The sequence below is a fragment of the Duganella sp. CF517 genome (assembly GCF_900110275.1).
Classification (GTDB): Bacteria; Pseudomonadota; Gammaproteobacteria; order Burkholderiales; family Burkholderiaceae_D; genus Rugamonas.
Map to the genome: position 1 here is coordinate 461880 of NZ_FODC01000004.1, position 23387 is coordinate 485266.

Annotated in this window: 14 protein-coding genes; 10 read left to right on the forward strand and 4 right to left on the reverse strand. The window is 68.5% G+C overall.

What is annotated here, in order from left to right; translation table 11 throughout:
• The first annotated feature begins 4 nt into the window (after window positions 1-4).
• The 3 genes from BMX85_RS18090 to BMX85_RS18100 all read left to right on the forward strand — a co-directional run bounded on the left by BMX85_RS18090 (window position 5) and on the right by BMX85_RS18100 (window position 7723).
• Complete coding sequence (locus BMX85_RS18090) at window positions 5-1336, forward strand: sigma-54-dependent transcriptional regulator (protein ID WP_090322151.1); 1332 nt, start codon at window positions 5-7, stop codon at window positions 1334-1336.
• A gap of 118 nt (window positions 1337-1454) precedes the next feature.
• Window positions 1455-3878, forward strand: coding sequence for a beta-L-arabinofuranosidase domain-containing protein (locus BMX85_RS18095; protein ID WP_229210548.1), 2424 nt, complete (start codon window positions 1455-1457; stop codon window positions 3876-3878).
• A gap of 104 nt (window positions 3879-3982) precedes the next feature.
• A complete protein-coding gene (locus BMX85_RS18100) occupies window positions 3983-7723 on the forward strand; it encodes an ATP-binding protein (RefSeq protein ID WP_090321231.1) in 3741 nt (1246 codons plus the stop codon).
• Here the strand turns inward: BMX85_RS18100 and BMX85_RS18105 are convergent.
• Both BMX85_RS18105 and BMX85_RS18110 read right to left on the reverse strand, forming a co-directional pair.
• A complete protein-coding gene (locus BMX85_RS18105) occupies window positions 7720-8700 on the reverse strand; it encodes a GlxA family transcriptional regulator (protein ID WP_090321234.1) in 981 nt (326 codons plus the stop codon). The two genes, BMX85_RS18100 and BMX85_RS18105, sit on opposite strands and share 4 nt — an antisense overlap.
• A complete protein-coding gene (locus BMX85_RS18110) occupies window positions 8697-9671 on the reverse strand; it encodes an SLAC1 family transporter (protein ID WP_090321237.1) in 975 nt (324 codons plus the stop codon). Before BMX85_RS18110 ends, BMX85_RS18105 begins: the two co-directional genes overlap by 4 nt.
• Window positions 9672-9940: 269 nt before the next feature.
• Here BMX85_RS18110 and BMX85_RS18115 point away from each other — a divergent pair, with 269 nt between their 5' ends.
• From BMX85_RS18115 to BMX85_RS18125, 3 genes are all read left to right on the forward strand, one after another.
• On the forward strand, window positions 9941-11383 hold the full coding sequence (locus BMX85_RS18115; protein WP_373923829.1) for a sensor histidine kinase: 1443 nt from the start codon (window positions 9941-9943) through the stop codon (window positions 11381-11383).
• Window positions 11361-12020, forward strand: a complete 660-nt coding sequence (locus tag BMX85_RS18120) for a response regulator transcription factor (RefSeq protein ID WP_090321244.1) — start codon at window positions 11361-11363, stop codon at window positions 12018-12020. Before BMX85_RS18115 ends, BMX85_RS18120 begins: the two co-directional genes overlap by 23 nt.
• A 214-nt stretch (window positions 12021-12234) precedes the next feature.
• Window positions 12235-12636, forward strand: coding sequence for a response regulator transcription factor (locus tag BMX85_RS18125; protein ID WP_090321249.1), 402 nt, complete (start codon window positions 12235-12237; stop codon window positions 12634-12636).
• Here BMX85_RS18125 and fur read toward each other — a convergent pair.
• Entirely contained in the window at window positions 12599-13051 is a 453-nt protein-coding gene (gene fur, locus BMX85_RS18130; RefSeq protein ID WP_090321252.1) for a ferric iron uptake transcriptional regulator, read from the reverse strand. The two genes, BMX85_RS18125 and fur, sit on opposite strands and share 38 nt — an antisense overlap.
• A 140-nt stretch (window positions 13052-13191) precedes the next feature.
• On the opposite strand from fur, the gene BMX85_RS18135 reads away from it, so the two are divergent.
• The 3 genes from BMX85_RS18135 to BMX85_RS18145 all read left to right on the forward strand — a co-directional run bounded on the left by BMX85_RS18135 (window position 13192) and on the right by BMX85_RS18145 (window position 19836).
• Window positions 13192-16419, forward strand: coding sequence for a hybrid sensor histidine kinase/response regulator (locus BMX85_RS18135; RefSeq protein ID WP_143068024.1), 3228 nt, complete (start codon window positions 13192-13194; stop codon window positions 16417-16419).
• 256 nt (window positions 16420-16675) lie between these two features.
• Window positions 16676-17128, forward strand: a complete 453-nt coding sequence (locus BMX85_RS18140) for a type 2 periplasmic-binding domain-containing protein (RefSeq protein WP_229210549.1) — start codon at window positions 16676-16678, stop codon at window positions 17126-17128.
• Window positions 17125-19836 carry a bifunctional diguanylate cyclase/phosphodiesterase gene (locus BMX85_RS18145; protein ID WP_090321258.1) on the forward strand — a complete coding sequence of 904 codons (2712 nt, stop codon included), beginning with the start codon at window positions 17125-17127 and terminating at the stop codon, window positions 19834-19836. The genes BMX85_RS18140 and BMX85_RS18145 overlap by 4 nt, the downstream gene beginning before the upstream one ends.
• A 31-nt stretch (window positions 19837-19867) precedes the next feature.
• Here BMX85_RS18145 and BMX85_RS18150 read toward each other — a convergent pair whose 3' ends face one another.
• Window positions 19868-22006 carry a TonB-dependent siderophore receptor gene (locus tag BMX85_RS18150; RefSeq protein ID WP_090321261.1) on the reverse strand — a complete coding sequence of 713 codons (2139 nt, stop codon included), beginning with the start codon at window positions 22004-22006 and terminating at the stop codon, window positions 19868-19870.
• Window positions 22007-22265: 259 nt separating this feature from the next.
• On the opposite strand from BMX85_RS18150, the gene BMX85_RS18155 reads away from it, so the two are divergent.
• Entirely contained in the window at window positions 22266-23381 is a 1116-nt protein-coding gene (locus BMX85_RS18155) for a polysaccharide biosynthesis/export family protein (RefSeq protein ID WP_229210550.1), read from the forward strand.
• Window positions 23382-23387 lie beyond the last annotated feature (6 nt).

Below are 23387 nucleotides of genomic sequence, written 5' to 3' on the forward strand. Positions count from 1 at the left end.
AACGATGAAAGTACTGTTGGTCGAGGACGACGCCACCGTGCGCGCGGGCAGCGCGCAGGCGCTGGACCTGGCGGGATTCCAGGTCGAGGCCTTCCATGCGGCCGAACAGGCGCTGGCCAAGGTCACCCCGGGCTTCGCCGGCGTGGTGGTCAGCGACGTGCGGCTGCCCGGCATGAGCGGGCTCGATCTGATGGCGGCGGTGAAGGCGATCGACGCCCAATTGCCGGTGGTGCTGGTGACCGGCCATGGCGATATCACGATGGCGGTCAACGCCATGCGCGATGGCGCCTATGACTTCATCGCCAAGCCGTATTCGTCGGAGCAGCTGTCCGAGGTGGTGCAGCGGGCGCTGGAAACCCGCCGCCTGACGCTGGAAGTGGCGGCGCTGCGCCACCGCATCGAGCATGGCGTCGGCATCGAGGCCACGCTGCTGGGCGACTCGGCGCCGATGCGCGACCTGCGCCGCCTGATCCTGGACCTGGCCGACGAACCGGCCGATGTGCTGATCTACGGCGAAACCGGCACCGGCAAGGAGATGGTGGCGCGCTGCCTGCACCAGTACAGCCGGCGCCACAAGCGCAACTTCGTCGCGCTCAATTGCGGCGCCATCCCGGAGAATATCTTCGAGAGCGAAGTATTCGGGCACGAGCCGGGCGCCTTCACCGGCGCCGCCAAGCGCCAGGTCGGCAAGATCGAACACGCCGACGGCGGCTCGCTGTTCCTCGACGAGATCGAGAGCCTGCCGATGTCGTTGCAGGTGAAGATGCTGCGCGTGCTGCAGGAGCGTTACGTCGAGCGGCTCGGCTCAAACAGCCAGGTGCCGGTGGACGTGCGCGTGATCGCCGCCGCCAAGGACGACTTGAAAGAGCTGTCGGACCAGCAGAAATTCCGCAGCGATTTGTATTACCGCCTGAATCTGATCGTGCTCAACCTGCCGCCGCTGCGCGAGCGCCGCGAGGACATTCCGCTGCTGTTCGAGCACTTCCTGCTCGGCGCGGCGGCCCGCTACAAGCGCGCCGCGCCGCCGGTGCCGGGTCCTTTGATGCAATCGCTGATGGCGCACGACTGGCCGGGCAATGTGCGGGAGTTGCGCAACATCGCCGAGCGCTTTGTGCTGGGATTGTCGAGCGGGTCCGACGGCCTGCTGTCGGCGCGCAGCCTGGCGCCGTCGCCGCTGGCCGAGCAGGTCGGCTGCTTCGAGCGCGCCGTCATCGAACAGGAGTTGCGCAAGGCCGGCGGCAGCGTCAGCGAGGTCAGTGTGGCGCTGGCGGTGCCCAAACAGACGTTGTATTACAAGATGCAGAAGTATGGATTGACCTCGGACGTGTACAAATAAGCCGCGAGCGAGTCCGCACGATTGTGCGGATTTCGTCATTCTTTATGATTTGCCGGCGCAAGACGCATTTCCCCGGGCCGCGTATATTATTGGATAACATCGTCTATTCAGGATAACCATGCACGCCTCGTCACCGTTCCGTCACCGTCGATTGATCCTGCAAGGCGCCGCCAGTCTGGGGCTGATATCCGGCTGGAGCGCCAGGGCGAGCGCCGCCGGCGCCGCGAAGGAGGCTGAAGCCACGGCCGCCTCCGCCGGCGCGGTGGCGGCGAGCGCGCCTTCCACGCCGACATCCGCGACGGCGGTGCAGATGTCGGACGTGCGCCTGCTGCCGTCCTTCTACGCCGAGGCGCTGCAGGCCAACCAATCCTACCTGCTACGCCTGAACGCCGACCGCTTCCTGCACAACTACCACCTGTTCGCCGGCCTGCCGGTCAAGGGCAAGATCTACGGCGGCTGGGAGTCCGACACCATCGCCGGGGAAGGCCTGGGCCACTACCTGTCTGCGCTGTCGCTGATGCATGCGCAGAGCGGGCTGCCGGCGCTCAAGCCGCGCATCGACTATATCGTCGACGAACTGGCGCGCGTGCAGCGGGCGCAGGGCGACGGCTACATCGGTGGCTTCATGCGCAAGCGCAAAGACGGCAAGGTCGTCGACGGCAAGGAGATCTTCCCCGAGATCATGCGCGGCGAGATCCGCTCGGCCGGCTTCGACCTGAATGGCTGCTGGGTGCCGCTGTATAACTGGCACAAGGTGTTCGCCGGCCTGTTCGACGCCCAGACCTACGCCGGCAACGCGCAGGCGCTGCAAGTGGCGACGGGGCTGGCCGGCTACATGGCCAAGGTCTTCGACGCCTTGAACGACGAACAGCTGCAGCAGGTGCTGGCGTGCGAACATGGCGGCATCAACGAAAGCTTCGCCGAACTGTACGCGCGCACCAACGACGAGCGCTGGCTGAAGGTCGCGCGGCGCCTCTACCACCACAAGGCGCTGGCGCCGTTGGCGGAAGGCCGCGACGAACTGGCCAACCTGCACTCGAACACGCAGATCCCCAAACTGATCGGCCTGGCGCGCCTGTATGAGCTCAAAGGCCAGCAAAGCGACGCCGACACCGTCAAGTTCTTCTGGAAGACGGTGACCGACCACCACAGCTACGTCATCGGCGGCAACGGCGACCGCGAGTATTTTTCCGGCCCGGACACCATCGCCGCCCACATCACCGAACAGACTTGCGAAGCCTGCTGCAGCTACAACATGCTGAAGATGACGCGTCACCTGTATAGCTGGTCGCCGGACGCCGCCTACTTCGACTACTACGAGCGCACGCACCTGAACCACATCATGGCGCACCAGAATCCGCGCACCTGCATGTTCACCTATATGACGCCGCTGATGTCGGGCGTGGCGCGCGAGTACTCCAGCGAGGAGAACGACTTCTGGTGCTGCGTCTTGTCCGGCATCGAGAGCCACTCCAAGCACGGCGACTCGATCTATTGGGAGAACCGCGACACGCTGTTCGTCAACCTGTACATCCCGTCGCTGCTGACATGGCGGCACGCGGCGGCCACGCTGGAGATGACGACGCGCTATCCGTTCGAGAGCGATATCGACATCAAGGTCAAGCGCCTGGCCGGCCAGCGCTATTACACGCTGGCCCTGCGCATCCCGGCCTGGGCTTCCGGCCACACGCTGCTGGTCAACGGCAAGCCGCACCCCGCCAGCAAGGACAAGGGCTACCTGTTCGTGCGGCGCCGCTGGCGCGCCGGCGACACCGTGCGTTTGACCCTGCCGCTGGAGCTGCGGCTGGAATCGGCCGCCGGCAACGACAAGGTGGTGGCGCTGCTGCGCGGACCGATGGTGCTGGCGGCCGATCTGGGCGCGGCCGACAAGCCGTTCGACGGGCTGGCGCCGGCGCTGGTCGGCGCCAACATCCTGGCCTCGTTCAAGGAGGCCGACAAGGTGAAGGCCGTGTACCGGACGGTGGGCAGCGGGCGCCCCGGCGACATGAAGTTCACGCCGTTCTTCGCGCAGTACGACCGCCGCGCCGCCGTCTACTTCAACGCCTACAACGAGCAGGAATGGGCCGCCTCCGAAGTGGCGTTCCGCAAGGAGGAGGCGCGCCTCAAGGACCTGGCCGACCGCTCGATCGACGTCATGCACCTGGGCGAGATGCAGCCGGAGCGCGACCACGACCTGCAATCGGATATCTCGTATCCGGTCTCCTATCGCGGCCGCATGGGGCGCGACGCGCGCACCGGCGGCTACTTCAGCTTCCGCATGAAATGCGCACCGGGGCAGATGGTGCTGCAGGCCAGCTACTGGGGCGAGGAGCGCAACCGCGATTTCCACATCAGTATCGACGGTGAACGGGTGGCGCGCGTCAAGCTCGATGGCAGCCATCCGGGCGAGTTCATCGACCGCGACTACGTGCTGCCGGAGAAATTGACCCAAGGAAAAAGCAGCATCGTGGTCCGCTTCGATCCGGAACCCGGCCATACGGCGGGGCCGGTGTTCGGCGCGCGGCTGTACGTGCAGCGCTGACGGCAAGACCAGCGGCGATTGGCGCGGTCTCAATCAGACTCCGCCGTTACAGAAATAATGATACGCTGACAAGCATTGTTATGCTGTACCCGAACGAGGCTGTTATGGACCTACCGGCATTGCCCCAGCTGCCGGCCGCGCGCTTCTTGACCGCGCCGGGAGAATTGGGTGCGCAAATTTTGGCGTTCGACTGGGCGCGTACGCCGTTGGGGGCGATCGAGGATTGGCCGCACAGTCTCAAGACGGTCGTCAGCCTGATGCTGAGCTCCCGCCAGCCGATGTGGATAGGGTGGGGCGAGCAGGCCACCTTTTTGTACAACGACGCCTACATCGATGTGCTCAGCATGGCCAAGCATCCGTGGGCGCTGGGGCGTCCGGCGGCGGAGGTGTGGGCGGAGATCTGGGATATCTGCGGTCCGCTGGCCGACCGCGTGTTCGAGCATGGCGAAGCCACGCTGGCCGACGACGTGCGCCTGTTCATGCGCCGCGGCGATTTTCTGGAGGAGACGTTCTTCTCGTTCTCCTATAGCCCGGTGCGCGACGAGTCGGGCAACGTGGCGGGGCTGTTCTGCCCCAACCTGGACGTCACCGCCAAGCACCTGAACGCCCGCCGTCTGCGCACCCTGTCGGACATGAGTACCCGCGTGCTGCAGGAGAAAACCGTGGGCGGCGCCCGCGCGGCGGCGATGGCCAGTATCGCCGCGAACCCGGACGATCTGCCGTTCGCGATGCTGTTCCTGGCCGATGGCGACGGGGACGGCGAGGCCACGCTGGCGCAGGCCACGCATCCCGACCTGCCGCGCCAGCTGTTCCCGATCGGCGACGTCATCGCCGATGCCGCCACCCGCGTCGTGGCGCTGCGGCGGTCGGCCGAGCGCGAGGCGGAATCGGCGTTCCCGCCCGGCCTGGCCCAACAGCCGATACGCGAGGCGCTGGTGCTGCCCCTGATGGGCGCGGGCACACAACAAACCATCGGCGCGCTGGTGCTGGGCGTGAGCGCGGCGCGCCGGCTGGACGCCGATTACCGCCGCTTTCTGGAACTGATCGCGATCCAGACCGGGAACGCGATCCAGCAGGCGCGCGCCGCCGAGGAGGAGCGCCTGCACGCCGAGATGTTGACGGAGCTCGATCGCGCCAAGACCCAGTTCTTCAGCAATGTCAGCCACGAATTCCGCACGCCGCTCACGCTGCTGCTCGGGCCCATGGACGATGCGTTGCGCGACGCCGACGCGCCGTTGCCGCCGGCGCAGCGCGCGCGCATGGAACTGATGCGGCGCAACGGCCTGCGCCTGCAAAAGCTGGTCAACACGCTGCTCGAATTCTCGCGCGTGCAGGCCGGCCGCGCGCAGGCCAGCTTCGCTCCCACCGACCTGGCGGCGCTGACCGCCGATCTGGCCAGCAGCTTCCGCTCCGCCATCGAGGGCGCCGGCATGCGGCTGGTGGTCGACTGTCCGCCGCTGGCGTCGCCGGTGTATGTCGATCCGGGCCTGTGGGAGAAGATCGTTCTGAATCTTCTGTCGAACGCCTTCAAGTTCACCTTCGAAGGCCGGATCGCCATCGCCCTGCACCAGGCGGGAAGCAACGCCCGCCTGACGGTGAGCGACAGCGGCACCGGCATCCCGGCGGACCAGTTGCCGCACCTGTTCGAACGGTTTCATCGCGTGGAAGGGGCGCGCTCGCGCACGTACGAGGGCTCGGGCATCGGCCTGGCGCTGGTGCACGACCTGGTGGCGCTGCACGGCGGCGCGATCGGTGTCGACAGCGAGCCCGGACGGGGCACGGTGTTCGCCGTCGAGATCCCGCTCGGCAGCGCGCATCTGGACCCGGCGCATGTGCGCGAGCAGCGCCTCGAGGGGTGGCGGCCGACGGCGGTGCAATCCTACGTGGCCGAGGCGCAGGGCTGGACACAGCCGGCCGAGCCGCCCGCCGACGCCGACCACGATGCCGGCGCGCGGCATGGCCGCTTGCTGATCGTCGACGACAACGCGGACATGCGCGACTACCTGCGGCGGCTGCTGCGCGGGGTCTGGGACGTCGAGGTGTGCGACAACGGCCGCGAAGCGCTGGAGGCGGTGCGCCGCCGCCTGCCCGATATCGTGCTATCGGACGTCATGATGCCAGAGCTGGACGGCTTCGGCCTGCTGGCGGCCCTGCGCGGAGATCCGGCCACGCGCGATATTCCGATCATGCTGCTGTCGGCGCGCGCCGGCGAGGAGGCCCGGCTGGAAGGACTGCAGGCCGGCGCCGACGACTATCTGATCAAACCGTTCTCCAGCCACGATCTGATGGCGCGCATCGAGGTGCTGCGCCTGCGCCGGCAAGCGCGGATGGTGGACGTGGCCGTGGCGCGCCGCACGCAAAGCATCTTCAGCCAGGCGCCGGTGGCGATCGCCATCCTGCGCGGGCCGGAACACGTGTTCGAACAGGCCAATGCGTGCTATCAGGAGATGGTCGGGCCGCGCGCGCTGGAAGGCCTGCCGATGCGACAGGCCTTCCCGGAGCTGGAGGGGCAGGGCATCTTCGAACTGCTCGATGGGGTGCTGGCCGGCGGCGAGCCATACGTGGGCCGCTCGGTGGCGGTGCGTTTCCGGCGCGGCCATGACGAGACGCTGACCGACTGCTGTTTCGACTTCGTCTATCAGCCGCTGATCGACGACGACGGCCGCATCGAGGGCGTGGCCATGGTGGCCTTCGAGGTCACCGAGCTGGCCAACGCCAAGCGCGCCGCCGACGCGGCCAACCGCGCCAAGGACGAATTCCTGGCGATGCTGGGCCACGAGCTGCGCAATCCGCTGGCGCCCATCGTCACCGCGCTGCAGCTGATGCGTCTGCGCGGCGGCGACTACGCGCTCAAGGAGCGCACGGTCATCGAACGCCAGACCAGGCATCTGGTGGCGCTGGTCGACGATTTGCTCGATGTCTCGCGTGTCGCCGAGGGCAAGATCCAGTTGCGGCGGCAATCGGTGGAGATCGCCGAATTGGTGGCGCGCGCGATCGAAACGGCCAGCCCGCTGATCGAGGAAAAGCGCCATGTGCTGGAGGTGCAAGTGCCGGCCGCCGGGCTGGCGGTGATGGCCGATCCGGGGCGTTGCGCGCAAGTGCTGGCCAACCTGCTGACCAACGCCGCCAAGTACACCGAACCGCAGGGCCGCCTGAGCGTGCACGCCTGGCGCGACGGCGGCCACGCAGTGGTGGCGGTGCGCGACAACGGCATCGGCATCGCGCCCGACATGCTGGCGTCGGTGTTCGACCTGTTTGTCCAGGAGCGCCAGGCCCTGAGCCGCTCGCGCGGCGGCCTTGGACTCGGCTTGACGATCGCGAAGAGCATGATGGCGCTGCACGGCGGCAGTATCAGCGCGCGCAGCGATGGCGTGGGGCTGGGCAGTACCTTCACCATCCGCATGCCGGCGCTGGATCAGGTCTTCGATACGCCACCTGCGGCTGCGCCGGCTGCGCTCCAGGCGTCGTCGCGGCGGGCCAGCTCCGGGTTGAGGGTGATGGTCGTCGATGACAACGAGGACGCCGCGCAGGCCGTCGGCGAGGCGCTCGAGCTGATGGGCCACGAGGTGCACGTGATGTTCGGCGCGCCGGAGGCGCTGGCCAGCGAAGGCGCCTTGCGCCCGGATGTCTGCCTGCTCGATATCGGCTTGCCCGGCATGGACGGCTATGAATTGGCGCAGCGCTTGCGCCAGCAGGCCGGCCAGCGGCCCTTGCGGCTGATCGCCGTCACCGGCTATGGCCAGGATGGCGACCGCCGGCGCGCGGCCGAAGCGGGTTTCGACGATCACCTGACCAAGCCGGTCGATCTGATCACGCTCGACGGCTTGCTGCGGGGCGGCGCTTAGCGAGGGGATGCCGCCACACGGAAGCTGTCGCGGTATTGATTGGGCGTGACGCCGAAGCGCCGGGTGAACACCAGCCGCATGCGCGCGGCGCTGCCGAAACCGCAGCGGTAGGCGATCGCCTTGGGCGCCAGCGCGCCGCCCTCGAGCAGGCTGCGGGCCGCGTCCACCCTGGCGCGCTGCACGAATTCGGCCGGCGTGACGCCCATCTCCTTGACGAACTGGCGGGCGAAATTGCGCGCGCTCATCCCGGCGACGTCGGCCAGCTGTTCCACCGACAGCGACTCGGCCAGATGACCCATCACGTACACCTGGATGACCGTGGACAGCGTCTCCGGCGCGGTGGCGGCGGACAGATAGGGGCTGAATTGGGACTGTCCTCCCTGGCGTTGCGCCAGCACCAGCAGGCGCTTGGCGACCGCCAGGGCCACCGCCTGGCCGTGGTCCTCCGCCACCAGTGCCAGCGCCAGGTCGATGCCGGCCGTGACGCCGGCCGAGGTGACCAGCCGGCCGTCGCGCACGTGGATGCGGTCATGTTCGATCCACGCCAGCGGGAACAGCGCGGCCAGTTGCGCGGCGTCGCTCCAGTGCGTGGTGGCGTGTTTTCCGTCCAGCAGGCCGGCGCGGCCCAACAGAAAGGCGCCGGTGCAGATCGAGCCGTAGCGCGGCACCGTTGCCGCCGCCGCGCGCAGCCATTCCGACAGCGGCGCGTGATCCGGTGCGTGCGCCAGCTCCGGGCCGCCCGCCACCAGCACGGTGTCCCAATCCGAGATATCGAGGCCGGCATCGCCCAGCGTGTGGTCGGCGCCGAGCTGCTGGCCGTTGGAGGCGCGGACCGGATAAGGCGCGGTGCCGACGGTGAGGAGGCGGTAGCCGTCTTGCGGCGCGACGAAGGCGTTGGCCTCGGCGAAGACGTCCATCGGCCCCGATACGTCCAGCGACTGCACGCCCGGGAAGATGACGACTGCGAGCGTCCTCACGATGCCGCCCGCGACGGGGCCACCGGCGCGGCCGGGAAGTAGCCGCCGCGCGCCAGCAGGCGTATCGATCCCGCCGTCACCCCGGCCACCAGCAGCAGCGTGGCGGCGAATACCGCGCCGGCGACCGCTTCCAGTACGCCGCCATGACCGCGCTGCGCCATCAGCATCAAGCCCTGGCCCAGGGTGGCGAGGCCGAAGGTGTAGGCCCAATAGCCGGGCGCGAAGTGCTGCTGCGCCAACCAGCGCGAGGCGAGCGCCAGGCCGGCGAAAACGAATAGCGCGTAGCCGGCCAGGGCGTGGGTGAGGGCGGCGTTGGCGTCGGCGCCGGCGAGCACCTGGTACGCAACCAGCGCCACGACGGGCGGCGCGCTGTAGATGCCCATGAAGTTGCGGGTCTTGTCGGCCAGGCCGCCCGTCATCAGCTGGTGCGTGATGCTGGAGTCGAGCACCAGCCAGGATATGGCGCCGACGCCGAACAGCATCCAGCCGTAGTCGGTGTAACCGAACATGCCGGCGGCCAGCGCGTTCACCAGCACGCTGGCGGTATAGGGCAGAAACAGCGGCGGCACGATCTGCGCCGCATCGCGCTTGACGCTCCAATGCGCGGCCAGGCGCCAGGCGCCGTACAGCAGGTTGACGGCGGAACCGGCCCAGAACACCGGCTTGGCGGCGTCCGGCCAGTGAGGCTGCATGGCCAGCGCGATCAGGATCACCGATTCCGGAATCAGCGCGAGGAAGGCCGATTGCACCGGGTCGCGCGTCTCGGCCAGTGCGGCGGCGCGATGCGCCACCCATTTGTGCGCATACAGCGCGATAAATACGATGAAGGACAGCGCGGCCAGCGCCTGCAGCGCTTCGCCCGCCAGCGGCGGCAGCGACCACAGTTGGTGGGCGAGGCGCCACGCATTGCCGGTTTCGGCCAGCCCCAGGGTCAGGGCGAAGAATGATGCCGGCAGCAGTTTGGATTTCATGATGGGCCGATTCGGTGGTTGATCGATGAAGCGATTGTAGGCCGTCTTGCGCCATGCATAAACCGGTCAAATGGCGCATATCCTGCCAATCCTCGACCGAATCCGGCCTCGACGCCAGTCGCGGCCCGGCCGGCGGCGGATCGCGCGGCCGGTGCGAAAACCTATCCTGAGTATAGGGCCCGCAGCGCGCGATCCTCCCTATAATTGGAGGGATCATCGATTTCACAATTTACAAGGACAGCATGTTTCGGGTACCGAGCACTCCCTGGATGTCCGGGTTGTTGATTTGCTTGACGGTGTCGATCTTCGCGGTCGATACCTTGACGCCGCTGGATATGGCGGTGGCCGTGATGTACGTGGTGGTGGTGCTGCTGTCGGCCAGCGTGTGGCAGCGGCGCGGCGTGCTGCTGGCGACCGGCGTCTGCCTGGCGCTGACGGTCGCCTCCTACCTGCTGACGCATACGGTGGTGTTCTCCGGCGCGGCCGCCGGGCGCATGATGGTCGGGCTGCTGGCCATCGGCATCACCGCCTTCCTGGCGCTGCGCGGACAACGCGCCACCAACGCGCTGCTGGCGCGCGAGCATGCGCTGCGGCGCAGCGAGGCGTTCTTGGCAGGCACGCAGCGCATCAGCAAAACCGGCAGCTTCAGTTTCAAGGCGCCCGACGGCGCGATGTACTGGTCCGACGAGTCGGCGCGCATCTTCGGCTACCCGCTGGACGTGGCGCCGACGATGGAGCGGGTGCTGGAGCGCAGCGCGCCGGACGACCGTGCGCTGGTGCGCGCGGCGATGCAGCGGGCGCTCGGCGCGCAGGGCGTGGTCGACCTGCGCCACCGCTTGCTGCTGCCGGACGGCCAACTGAAATACGTGCACGTGCTGGCCGAGCCGCGCTACGACAAGCAGGGCGCCTGCGAGTATTTGGGCGCGGTGACCGACGTCACGGCGGCGGTGCTGGCCGAACAGGCGCTGCACAGCGCCCAGGCGCAGCTGGCGCACGCCACCCGCGTGACGATGCTGGGCGAGCTGGCGGCCTCCATCGCGCACGAGGTCAATCAGCCGCTGGCGGCGATCTCCACCAACGGCGAGGCCTGTCTGCGCTGGATGAACCGCCCGCAGCCGGACCTGGCCGAGGCGCGCGCCACGGTCGCCAGCATTCTGGAGGCGAGCGGGCGCGCCACTGGCGTCATCAAACGCATACGCGCGCTGGCGCGGCGCAGCGATCCGCAGCACGCGGTGCTGGACCTGAACGCCGTCGCCGAGGAGAGCGTCGACCTGGTGCGGCGCGAACTCGATACCCATCGCGTGGCGCTGACTATGTATCTGGCGCCGCATCTGCCGCCGGTGTGCGGCGACCGCGTGCAGCTGCAGCAGGTGATCATCAATCTGCTGATGAACGCCAGCCAGGCCATGGCCGCCTGCGCGCCGGGCCAGGCGCTGCTGATGTTGCAAACAGGCCTAGCCGGCGACGGCGCGCCGCTACTGAGCGTGAGCGACTCCGGCCCCGGCATCGCGGCCGACGCCGTGCCGCGCCTGTTCGAGGCGTTCTACAGCACCAAGCAGGACGGCATGGGCATGGGACTGCCGATTTGCCGTTCCATCATCGAGACCCACGGCGGCCGCATCTGGGTGGGCCGGCCGGCGCCACACAGTCCCCTGGCCGGCGCCACCATCACCTTCTCCATGCCAGCGTATGAACCGGACAGACCCGCTTGACCCGCACGATCCGAACGAGCCGCTCGACCATGCCGAGGCGCTGGTCTACATCGTCGACGACGAGGCGCCGCTGCGCGAGGCCATTTCCAGCCTGCTGCGGTCGGTCGGCATGCGGATCGCCGGCTTCGGGTCGGTGGCCGGGTTCCTGGCCGAAGCGCGCGCCGACGTCACCAGCTGCCTGCTGCTCGACGTGCGCATGCCCGGCGTCAGCGGCCTCGATTTCCAGGCCGACCTGCGGCGCGACGGCGTGGCGCTGCCGATCATCTTCATGACCGGCCATGGCGACATACCGATGTCGGTGCGGGCGATGAAGGCCGGCGCCATCGATTTCCTGGCGAAGCCGTTCCGCGACCAGGAGCTGCTCGACGCGATCGACGCCGCCTTGCGGGCCGACCGCGCACGGCGCCGGCGCGACGGCGCGCTGCGGGGACTGACGGCGCGCTACGACAGCCTGACGCCGCGCGAGCGCGAGATCATGGCGCTGGCCGCGCGCGGCCTGATGAACAAGCAGATCGCCGGCGAGGTGGGCACCAGCGAGATCACCGTCAAAATCCACCGCGGCAACGCCATGCGCAAAATGCAAGCCAAGACCTTCGCCGACCTGGTGCGCATGGCCGAAGCGCTCGGCCTCGCCTAAACCCCGGGGGTCAGTGCCGACATTCGGACAAAACGGAAAACAGGGGAACTCTTTGGCATGCAAAAAGTTCCAAAATGTCCGAATGTCGGCACTGACCCCCGGGGTTTGTTGGCGGACCTATACGCTTGTATGATTCCGACGGCGTCGGCCAGCGTGTATTGTTGCACCATGCGCAGAACGGCCGCGAGACGCCGTTCGAACATGGGAGTACCCAGTGTCTGACCCGGAACCACATTTTTGTCATATCGCCATCGTCGACGACGACGACGCCGTGCGCGTCGGCTTGAGCAGCCTGCTGCGCTCGTACGGCTACGCGGCCCGGGCCTTCGAGTCGGCGCCGGCGCTGCTGGCCGCGGGCGCGGACGCGCTCGCCCGGTTTCATTGCGTGATCACCGATCTGCAGATGCCCGGCATGAGCGGCCTCGAGCTGCTGGAGCAGTTGCGCCGCCAGGGCAACGCCTTGCCGCTGATCCTGATGACGGCCTTTCCCGAGCCGGCGCTGCGCAAACGCGCGCTGCAAGGCGGCGCCGCCTGCTTCCTGAGCAAACCGTTCGACGCCAACCAGCTGCTGGCCTGCCTCAGGAACGCCGCAGCTTCCGTGCCGCCAGCGGATTGATGTTGTCGGCGCAGTCGCCGCAAAAACCGTACAGCGACAGCGAGTGCTCGTGCAGCACGAAGTTGCGCTCCCTGGCCACCGCTTCCTGGCGCGCTTCGATCTCGGCGTCGAGGAATTCCTCCATCTTGCCGCAGTTGGTGCAGATCAGGTGGTCGTGGTGGCCGCCCTCGTTGAGCTCGAACACCGAGGCCACCGATTCGAAGTGCCGCCGGATCAGGATGCCGGCGTCGGCGAACTGCATCAGCACCCGGTACACGGTGGCCAGCCCCATGTCGATGTTTTCGTCGTGCAGCAGGCGGTAGACGTCGTCCGCGTTCAGATGCTTGCTTTTCGATTCCTGGAACAGTTGCAGGATGCGCAGACGGGGGAGGGTGGCCTTTAGGCCCAGCTTGCGCAACTCTTGGGGGATATCCATGCGTCTCTCTAATGATAATGATTCTTATTCGCACTATATCCGTATTTTATTTCTTTGGCAATGCAGTATTGATGCGTGCGTTGCCTTTTTATGTTCAGGACAAACTATAATCTCCGGACAACATTTATTTTCCGGACACTGTGACTCATCCCTTCCTCCAAGGCGGCGGCCAGCTCGCCCAGATCATCGCTTCCCACGACTGGAGCAAGACCGCGCTGGGCCCGATCGACGCCTGGCCGCAGTCGCTCAAGACGACCGTGGCGCTGATATTGCGCTCGACCGTGCCGATCGTGCTGCTGATGCGCGAGCAGGGGGTGATGATCTACAACGACGGCTACGCGGTGTTCGCCGGCGGCCGCCATCCGCTGTCGCTGGGCGCCAACGTGCGCGAGGCGTGGCCGGAGGTGGCCGCGTTCAACGACCATGTCCTCAAGGTCGGCCTGGCCGGCCAGACGCTGGTCTACACCGACCAGGAGTTGACGCTGCACCGCAACGGCGGGCCGGAACAGGTGTGGATGAACCTCGATTATTCGCCGGTGCTCGACGAGGCCGGCACGCCGGTGGGCGTGATGGTGCTGGTGATCGAGACCACCGACAAGGTCAGGGCCGAGCGCCGCGTGCGCAACGAGGCCGAGCGCATGCGCATCATGTTCGAGCAGGCACCGGGCTTCATGGCGATGCTGTCCGGTCCCGAGCACGTGTTCATGTCGGCCAATCCGGCCTACATGGCGCTGGTCGGCCAGCGCGAGGTGATCGGCCTGCCGGTGCGCCAGGCGCTGCCGGAGGCCAACAGCCAGGGCTTCCTCGGCCTGCTCGACCGGCTGTACGCGTCCGGCGAGACCTGGTCCGGCACCGCCGTGCCGTTCTTCCTGGCCGCCACCGGCGACCGCCCGGCGCGCGAGCGCTTCCTCGATTTCGTCTATCAGCCGCTGCGCGACGCCGCCGGCGCCGTGTGGGGCATCTTCGTGCAGGGCGCCGACGTGACCGACCGCGTGATGGCCGAGAACCTGCTGCGCGCCAGCGAGAACACCTTCCGCACGCTGGCGCAAACCATACCGAGCCAGGTCTGGCAGGCCGACGCCGACGGCGGCCTGGACTGGTTCAACGACCAGGTCTACCGCTACTCCGGCACCCAGCCGGGCCAGCTGAACGACAACGGCTGGGCCGGGATCGTCCATCCGGACGACCTGCCGGCGGCGCGCCAGGCGTGGAGCGTGTCGGTGGCCTCCGGCCAGACCTTCGAGACCGAGTACCGCATCCGCCGCGCCGACGGCATCTACCGCTGGCACATCGTGCGCGCCTTGCCGATCGTCGACGACCACGGCGTGGTGCAGCGCTGGGTCGGCACCAGCACCGATATCGAGGACCAGAAGTCGACCGCCTACAAGCTGCAGCAGCAGGTGGCCGAGCGCACCGCCGAGCGCGACCGCATGTGGCGCTATTCGACCGACGTCATGCTGGTGGTGTCGCTCGAGGGCTGGGTCATCGCCATCAATCCGGCCTTCACCCGCCTGCTGGGCTGGGAGGAGGCCGAGGTCATCGGCACCTCGCTGTATAAGCTGATCCACCCGGACGACATGGCCGCGTCGATGGCGGAGATGGCCTCGCTGGCCGAGGGCCGCAACACCTTCAAGTTCGAGAACCGTACCTTGCGCAAGGGCGGCGGCCACGCGATCCTGTCGTGGACGGCCGTGCCGGACGAGCGCTTCGTGCACGCCGTGGGGCGCGACATGACGGCCGAACGGGCGGCGGCCGACGAGATGCGCCGCACCGCGGCGGCGCTGCAGCAGTCGCAGAAGATGGAGGCGATCGGCAAGCTGACCGGCGGCGTGGCGCACGATTTCAACAACCTGCTGCAGGTCATCTCCGGCAACCTGCAACTGCTCGCCGGCGACGTCAAGGGCAACGCGCGCGCCGAGAAGCGCCTCGAACACGCGCTGGCCGGCGTCACGCGCGGCGCCAAGCTGGCCAGCTATCTGCTGGCGTTCGGGCGGCGCCAGGCGCTCGATCCGCGGGTGGTCAAGATCGGCCGCTTCATCGCCGGCATGGAGGACATGCTGCGCCGTTCGCTGGGCGAGGAGATCGAGGTCGAGACGGTGATCTCCGGCGGCTTGTGGAACACCCTGGTCGACACCGCGCAGGTGGAGAACGCGGTGCTCAACCTGTGCATCAACGCGCGCGACGCCATGAACGGCGTCGGCCGGCTGACCATCGAGGTCGGCAACGCCATGCTCGACGACCAGTACGCCGCCACCCATCCCGAGCTGGCGGCCGGGCAGTACGTGATGATCGCCATCAGCGACACCGGCAGCGGCATGACGCCCGAGGTGCTGGCGCAGGCGTTCGACCCGTTCTTCTCGACCAAGCCGGAGGGCAAGGGCAGCGGCCTGGGGCTGTCGATGGTGTACGGCTTCGCGCGCCAGTCGGGCGGCCACGTGAAGATCTATAGCGAGCCGGGAAGCGGCACCACGGTCAAGCTGTATTTGCCCCGTTCGACCGATGTCGAGGACGCGCCGGCGCCGGTGGAAACGCGCGCCGTGGTGGGGGGCCAGGAAACCATCCTGGTGGCCGAGGACGACGACGGCGTGCGCGCCACCGTGGTCGAGATGCTCAGCGAACTCGGTTACCGCGTGGTCAAGGCGAACGACGCGGCCAGTGCGCTGAGCATCATCGACAGCGGTCTGCCGATCGACCTGCTGTTCACCGACGTGGTGATGCCGGGCGCGCTGCGCAGTCCCGACCTGGCGCGCAAGGCGCGCGAGCGGCTGCCGGGCATCGCGGTGCTGTTCACCTCCGGCTACACGGAAAACGCCATCGTGCATGGGGGCCGGCTCGACGCCGGCGTCGATTTGCTGGGCAAGCCCTACACCCGCGAGGCGCTGGCGCGCAAGGTGCGCCACGTGCTGGCCAACCGCCAGCACCAGACGCAGCTGGCGGCGCGGCCGCCGGCGGCCGCCGTGGCGTCGGCCGTGGCGTCCGCTGAGGCGCCCGCCGACGGCGCCGCCGGGGCGGGCCAGGGCGGCGGACCGGCCGGCTTGCGCATCGTGCTGGTGGAGGACGAGCAGGAACTGCGCGAGACCACCACCGAGCTGCTCGAGCTGCTGGGCCATACGGTACTGCCGGCCGGCAACGCCGCCGCCGCGCTGGCGTTGCTGGAAGGCGACGCGGTGGACGTCATGATCACCGATATCTCGCTGCCGGATCTGTCCGGCGAGGTGCTGGCGGCGCGCGCCCGCGCGCTGCGGCCCGCGTTGCGCATCATTTTCGCCAGCGGCCAGCACCCGCGCTTCCCGCTCGAGGGCGCGCAATTATTGCTCAAACCGTTCAGTGTCGAGAAGCTCATGCAGATGCTGGCATCCGTGGTGTAAAGCATATTATTGATGTAATTTTACTAAAAAATTTATGTGGTTTTCAGCCGCAATTCTTGGTATATTGCTTTACTTCATCTAAAGTTTCTCTAAGGCAGCTTTTGCATGCGGCCCTGCCGCGTAGCGGGGTTGCCACCTTTCCCATTCTGAAGAACAGGTGCCCGTCCGTGGTCGCTGGCGTGTCCACGCCCGAACACGGTGTATCGGCGACCGCGCTATATATATGTACCATCGGGAACACAGACAGGACTTCCGCATGACCGCTCGTTTGTTGACCATATTGTTATTGACGCTGTCGGCCTTGCTGCCGGCGTGGCCGCCGGCGTCCGCCCGCGAGGCCGGCCCGCACGAGCCGCTGATCGTGGTGTCGGCCAGGAATCCGCTGTCGACGCTGCGCAACGAGCAGGTGGCCGCCATTTTCCTGGCGCAGACCGAGCGCTTTCCCGACGGCGCCGAGGCGGTGGCGCTCGACCTGCCGTTAGGCAACGCCTTGCGCGACGCGTTTTACCGGCGCGTGGCGGACCGCTCGCCGGCGCTGATGAAGGCTTACTGGAGCAAGATGGTGTTCACCGGGCGCGGCCAGCCGCCGCGCGAGCTGCACAACAGCGCCGCCGTGCGCCGCATGGTGGCCGACAACCCGGCCATGATCGGTTACATCGACCGCGCCGCGCTCGACGCCAGCGTCAAGGTGCTGGAGGTGAAACCATGACCGGGGCCAGGGCCGGCGACAGCGTGCGCGCGCGCTGGCTGCGGCGCGGACTCGACACGCATATCTCGCTGCCGCTGTTCGCCTTGCTGCTGCTGGTGGCGATCTGGCTGCTGTCGCTGCACGAGATCGATGTCGAACGGGCGCGCGCGCGCGAGGCCGCCGCCGACTCGCTGCGCGAGGTGCTGGGCACCTACGAGGCGCAGGTGGCGCGCGGCCTGGACGGCATCGACCAGACGCTGCGCGTGCTCAAGTACGCGGTCGAACGGCGCGGCACCCTGGGCGCGCTGCCGGAGCTGGGCCGCGAAGGCTTGCTGCCGTCGGGCCTGGTGTTCACCGTCAGCATCGTCGACCGCGACGGCATGACGGTCGCCAGCAGTCCGCACGCGGCGCCGATCCCGGTGGCCGACCAGCACTACTTCAACTTCCACCAGCAGCGCGACAGCGGCACCACCTATGTCGGCGAGCCCACGCGCGACGTCGCCAACACCGAGTGGCATCTGCATTTCACGCGCCGGCTCGACGACGAGAAGGGCAATTTCGCCGGCGTCGTCATGGTCGAAACCGATCCCGCGTACTTCACCAGCGGCTACGAACGCAGCCGCATGGGCGAGCGCGGCATGCTGGGCCTGATCGGCACGGACGGCGTGGTGCGCGCCCTGCGCATCGGCGACCAGGTGTCGTTCGGCCAGCGCCTGGCGACGCCGGCGACGCCGCCGCTGGCGCAGGCGGTGGCCCGGCCCGATCCGCACGACGGCGTGCGCCGCTTCAGCGGCGTGACCGAGCTGCACGGCGTGGCGCTCAAGGTCGTCGCCGGTCTCGACGAGCACGAGCAGATGGCGGCGTTCGAGCGCAAGCGGCGCGAGATCCTGTGGCGCGCCGGCGCCGCCAGCCTGGCGCTGGCGCTCGCCACCGGCCTGCTGTGGCTGTGGTCGTGGCAGGGCGCGCGCCACCGCGCCCGCGTGCGGCGCGCGCAGGAAACCTACGCGGCGGCGTCGGCGGCCAGCCTGGACGCGTTTTTCGTCATGCGCGAGGTGCGCGACGCCGCCGGCGCGGTGGTCGACTTCAATATCGTCGACGCCAACGCGCGCGCCGCCGAGTTCACCGGCGTGAGCCGCGAGCGCCTGTGCCGCACCACGTTGCTGCGGCTGGTGCCGATGGCGCGCGCGAACGGCATGTTCGCCGACCTGGTGCGGGTGACCCAGGCCGGCGGCGTGCACGAGCAGGAGTGGGAGAACACCATTCCCGAGCTCAGCGCGCGCTGGCTGCACCAGCAGGTGGTGCCGGTCGAAGGCGGCGTGGTGGCGATCGTGCGCGACATCACCGAGCGCAAGCTGGCCGAGGAGCGCATGCAGCACCTGGCCCACCACGACACCTTGACCGGGCTGCCGAACCGCATCCTGATCACCGAGCGGCTCGAGCTGACGGTGGCCGCGGCGCGCCAGGACGGCGGCGACGGCGGCGCCACGCTGCTGGTGGCGTTCATCGACCTCGATGGTTTCAAGCTGGTCAACGACGGGCTCGGCCACAACGCCGGCGACGCGCTGCTCAAGGTGGTGGCCGGGCGCATGGCCGCCTGCCTGCGCCCGGGCGACACCGTCGGCCGTTTCGGCGGCGACGAATTCGTGCTGATGCTGCGCGAGGCCGCCGCCGTGGACGGCGCCGACGCCGGTGCGGCGGCGGTGCTGGAACGGGTGCGCGAGGCGGTGCTGCAACCGATCAGCGTGGGCGGCCAGCAGGTGCAGGTCAGCTGCAGCATCGGCGTGGCGGTCCACCCCCACGACGGCGCCGACGCCGAAACGTTGCTGATGCACGCCGACGCGGCGATGTACCGCGCCAAGGAGCTGGGCAAGAACAATTGCCAGTTCTATGCGCGGGAGATGAACGCCGAGATCGAACAGAAGCTGGTGCTGCTCGAGGGCATGCGCCAGGCGCTGGAGCACCGGCAGTTCCGCCTGGTGTACCAGCCCAAGGTGGACTTGCGCAGCGGCCGCATCTTCGGCGCCGAGGCGCTGGTGCGCTGGGTCCATCCGGAGCACGGCGTGATCGGCCCGGACCGTTTCATCCCGCTGGCCGAGGAGAGCGGCATGATCGTGGCGCTGGGCGAGTGGGTGCTGCGCGAGGCCTGCCTGCAGAACCGCGCCTGGCAGGACGCCGGCCTGCCGCCGCTGTGCATTTCGGTCAACGTGTCGCCGCGCCAGTTCGAGGAGGGGCGGCTGGTCGAGCGGGTGGCGCTGGCGCTGGCCGACAGCGACATGGCGCCGCGCTGGCTGGAGCTGGAGGTGACCGAGGGCGTGATCATGCGCGACCTGACGCGGGCGCTCGGCAAGATGGAGCAGTTGCGGACGATGGGCGTGTCGCTGTCGATCGACGACTTCGGCACCGGCTATTCGAGCCTGTCGGCGCTCAAGTCGTTCCCGATCAGCACCCTCAAGATCGACAAGTCCTTCGTGCGCGACCTGGCGCACAGCGCCGGCGACCAGGCCATCGCCAGCTCCATCATCGGCCTGGCGCACCGCCTCAAGCTGCGCGTCATCGCCGAGGGCGTGGAGACCGAGCAGCAGCGCGGCTTCCTGCGCGCCAACGGCTGCGACGAGATGCAGGGCTATCTGTTCAGCGAGCCGCTGCCGCCGGAGCAGCTGGCGGCGTTGCTGAAACGCTCGGCCGGCGCCGCGCCGCCGCTAGCGCGGCGCAGCGAGGTCGCCGCCTAGGCCGTACTCTAAAGCTTCGGCGCCGGCACCGTTACCAGGTCCACGTCAACGTGGCGCTGCCGTTGCGCGGCGCGCCGTACAGGCTTTGCGTCCAATACAGGCTGGTCAGGTATTTTTTGTCGGTCAGGTTGTTGAGGTTGACCGACAGGCTCAGGTGCTTGTCGATGTCGTAGCGGGCCATCAGGCCCAGCAGCGCATAGCTGGCCTGCGTGGTCTTGATGCCGTGGCCCTGGTCGGTGTCGATGGCGCTCTGCCACGCCACGGTGCCGCCGACCTTGAGCGCCGGCAGCGCCGGCACGCGGTAGGTGGTGTTGAGCTTGACCGTGGTGCGCGGGATGTAGGTCTTGACGATCCGCCCCTGGTCGCCGTGGATCGACAGCCGCGTGACGCCGGCGCTGGCCTGCCAGCCCTTGGCCAGCTCGCCGGCCAGGTCGAACTCGACGCCCTGCGATTCGGCGTTCAGGCCGCGATACACGGTCTTGCCGCCGACAAAGTCCGCCTGCTCGGCGGTGTTGTCCTGTTTGGTCTTGAAGACCGCCCCCGACAGATTCAGCTTGCCGTTGTAGAACGCGCCTTTCAGGCCGGCCTCGGTGGTCTTGCCTTCGACCGGCGCCAAGGTGTTGCCGTTGGCGTCGGTTTCGCTTTGCGGGTTGAAAATCGCCGTGTGGCTGGCGTAGGCCGACCAGTGGCGGTCGATGTCGTAGACCAGGCCCACGTAAGGCGTGCTCTTGCTGGCCGAGCGGACTTTGCTGGTGCCGTAGGAGACGCCGCTGCTCTTGGCGCGCGTGCTGTTGATGCCCGTAAGCAGCTTCCAGTCGTCGGCCAGGTTGAAGCGGGCGGCGGCGTAGACGGTGTTGCGGCGGTCCTCATAGCTGCTGCCGTCGGTGGCGGCGTCGAACAGCGGCTGCGGCAGGCTGCCGTCGAAGGCGCTGTTGCCCGGCAACGGGTCGCCGATGCCGCGTCCGTACAGCGATTCGTCGCGCAGGGTCGACTTCGACCAGCTGTAGCCGAAACTCAGGTCGTGCCGGCGGCCGCCCAGGCCGAACTTGCCGTCGACCGACACGTCCAGCAGGGTCTGGCGCTGGCGGGCGCCGTAGCGCGACGGGTAGGCGAACAGGCCGTCGCCGGTGGCCTTGTCGGGCGTGCCGTAGACATATTCCAGCGCCGAATCGGAGCGGTAGGTGATGTGGTTGAGCGTCGATTGCACGCGCCAGCCCTGGCCCAGATCGTGGCCCAGTTCGGCGAAGCTGCTGTTGGTGACGGTGTCCCAGCGCGACCAGTCGGCCGACGTGCTGGCCGAGACCGGATAGTCGGTCGGGCTGCCGTCGGTGTAGAACAACGGCAGCGCCCCCCACATGACGCCCTTGCCGCGGTTGGTCTCGTAGGTGTGGCCGATGGTCAGCAAGGTCGCATCGCCGAGGCGGGCGTCGACGACGGCGTAGCCGACGGTCTTGCGCGGCGCGTAGCGGTCCAGGTAGGAATCGCTTTCCTGGCGGATCACGACGGCGCGGCCGGTGACGCTGCCGCTCTCGTTGAGCTTAGTGCTGGCGTCGCCCTCGACGCGGCGCTGATTCCACGAACCGAGCGTGACGCTGGCGCTGGCGGCCGTTTCCGCCGTCGGGCGCTTGCGGATGAAGTTGACGGTGGCCGACGGGTTGCCGGTCGAGCTCATCAGGCCGTTGGCGCCGCGCACGACGTCGATGCGCTCGTACAGGCCGGTGTCGAGGTTGCCGGCGATGTTGCCGAACACCAGCGGCGTGCCGACCCCGTCGTACTGGAAGTTGATGATGTCGAAGCCGCGCGCGGTGTAATAGGTGCGGCTGGTTTCGACGCGCTCGACGGTGACGCCGGTGGTCGTGGCCAGCACGTCGTTGATATTGTTGAGCCTGAAGTCGTCCATCAGCGCGCGGGTCACCACCGACACCGATTGCGGCGTCTCGCGCAGCGACAGGTCGAGCTTGCCCGCCGAGCGGGTGCGCCCGGCCGTGTAGCCGTCGTCCGCGGCGCTCCCGGTCACCGTCACCACCGCCATGGTCGGCTCGGCGGCGGACGCCTCGGCGGCGCCGCCCGACTCGGTGGCGGCGGCCGCGCGGTCGGCGGCCAGGGTGGTGGCGCAATGGGCCAGCGACAGCGCCAGCAACAGCGGGCGCAGGGGAAGGTGACGGGGCATGCGGAACTCCTTGAGCGGGGTGGTGTCACTGGCTGGGGAATCGCGTTGCCTGGCTGGGACGGTGAATTGGATGAAATGGGCGCGCGGCGCTCAAATCTTAATAAGAATCATTACCGATTATAGTTGATTGGTGACATGTATGCAAAGGTGGCGGCGAGGCGGGGGCGGGCGGCGACATGGCGCCCAAGCGCGCATTTGATGTGCGACAAGACTGCCTTGCGGGACGCGATCTACTCTGGGCGAGCTATTGGAGGCCGTCATGCACACCGTCACACCATCCACCACCGCCGCCGGCGCGTCCGCGCTGATGCCCTTGCTGTTCAGTTTGGCGTTGCTGGGCGGCTGCGCCACCGGCATGCATGGCGCGCCGGCGCCCGACGACGCCGAGGTCATCCCCATCACCGAGCAATGGCTCGACGCCCAGCAGCGCAGTGACGCCGGCGCGCCGGCGGCCGGCCAGGATCCGGGCGGCCTGGCGGTCGCCGCGCCCGGCGCCTATACCTATATCCTCGGCGTCGGCGACGTGCTGGCGATCACCTTGTGGGACCATCCCGAACTGACCGGCGCGGTCGCGCGCGACCAGGGCGTCGACGGCGCCGGTCTGGGGCCGCCGGCGGCCAGCTTCGTCATCGACCAGCAGGGCCAGCTGCATTTTCCGTTCGCCGGCACGATGGACTTCGCCGGGCTGACGCGCGAACAGGCCGGCGCCTTGCTGACCACGCGGCTGGCGCGCTATTTCCGCGACCCGCGCGTCACGCTCAGCGTGCAGGCGTACCGCAGCCAGCGGGTCTACGTCGACGGCGAGGTGCGCACGCCCGGCCTGCAGAGCGTCAACGATATTCCGATGACCCTGCTCGAGGCGATCAACCGCGCCGGCGGCCTGACGCCCAACGCCGACCAGAGCCGCGTCAGCGTCGAGCGCGCGGGCCGGCGCCACCAGGTCGACCTGATCCGGGCGCTGCGCGACGGCCGCCACGGCGCCGCCGTGATGCTGGTCAACGGCGACATCGTGCGGGTGCCGCCGCGCGACGAGAGCAAGGTGTTCGTCGCCGGCGAGGTGCTGCAGCCGCGCGCGCTGACCATGCACGACGGCCGGCTGACCTTGAACGAGGCGCTCGGCGAGGTCGGCGGCATCAATCCGCAAAGCGGCGACGCCGGCCAGGTGTACGTGGTGCGGCAGACGGCGCAGGGGCCGCGCGTGTACCGGCTCGACGCCCGGCCGTCGCGCGCGCTGGCGCTGGCCGAGCGCTTCGCGCTACGCCCCAAGGACGTCGTGTACGTGGCCGCCTCGCCGCTGGCCAACTGGCACCGCGCGATCAGCCAGCTGTTCCCGGGCGAGCTGTCGTCCGTCGTCGGCGCCACCACCAGACCATAGGCCCAC

What these genes read in the sequence shown, in the direction of transcription:
- BMX85_RS18145 (WP_090321258.1), top strand. Translation starts at nt 17,125, where the DNA reads ATGACCGGGGCCAGGGCCGGCGACAGCGTGCGCGCGCGCTGGCTGCGG.
- BMX85_RS18090 (WP_090322151.1), top strand. Translation starts at nt 5, where the DNA reads ATGAAAGTACTGTTGGTCGAGGACGACGCCACCGTGCGCGCGGGCAGC.
- BMX85_RS18110 (WP_090321237.1), bottom strand. Translation starts at nt 9,671, where the DNA reads ATGAAATCCAAACTGCTGCCGGCATCATTCTTCGCCCTGACCCTGGGG.
- BMX85_RS18155 (WP_229210550.1), top strand. Translation starts at nt 22,266, where the DNA reads ATGCACACCGTCACACCATCCACCACCGCCGCCGGCGCGTCCGCGCTG.
- BMX85_RS18140 (WP_229210549.1), top strand. Translation starts at nt 16,676, where the DNA reads ATGACCGCTCGTTTGTTGACCATATTGTTATTGACGCTGTCGGCCTTG.
- fur (WP_090321252.1), bottom strand. Translation starts at nt 13,051, where the DNA reads ATGGATATCCCCCAAGAGTTGCGCAAGCTGGGCCTAAAGGCCACCCTC.
- BMX85_RS18100 (WP_090321231.1), top strand. Translation starts at nt 3,983, where the DNA reads ATGGACCTACCGGCATTGCCCCAGCTGCCGGCCGCGCGCTTCTTGACC.
- BMX85_RS18115 (WP_373923829.1), top strand. Translation starts at nt 9,941, where the DNA reads ATGTCCGGGTTGTTGATTTGCTTGACGGTGTCGATCTTCGCGGTCGAT.
- BMX85_RS18095 (WP_229210548.1), top strand. Translation starts at nt 1,455, where the DNA reads ATGCACGCCTCGTCACCGTTCCGTCACCGTCGATTGATCCTGCAAGGC.
- BMX85_RS18150 (WP_090321261.1), bottom strand. Translation starts at nt 22,006, where the DNA reads ATGCCCCGTCACCTTCCCCTGCGCCCGCTGTTGCTGGCGCTGTCGCTG.
- BMX85_RS18120 (WP_090321244.1), top strand. Translation starts at nt 11,361, where the DNA reads ATGAACCGGACAGACCCGCTTGACCCGCACGATCCGAACGAGCCGCTC.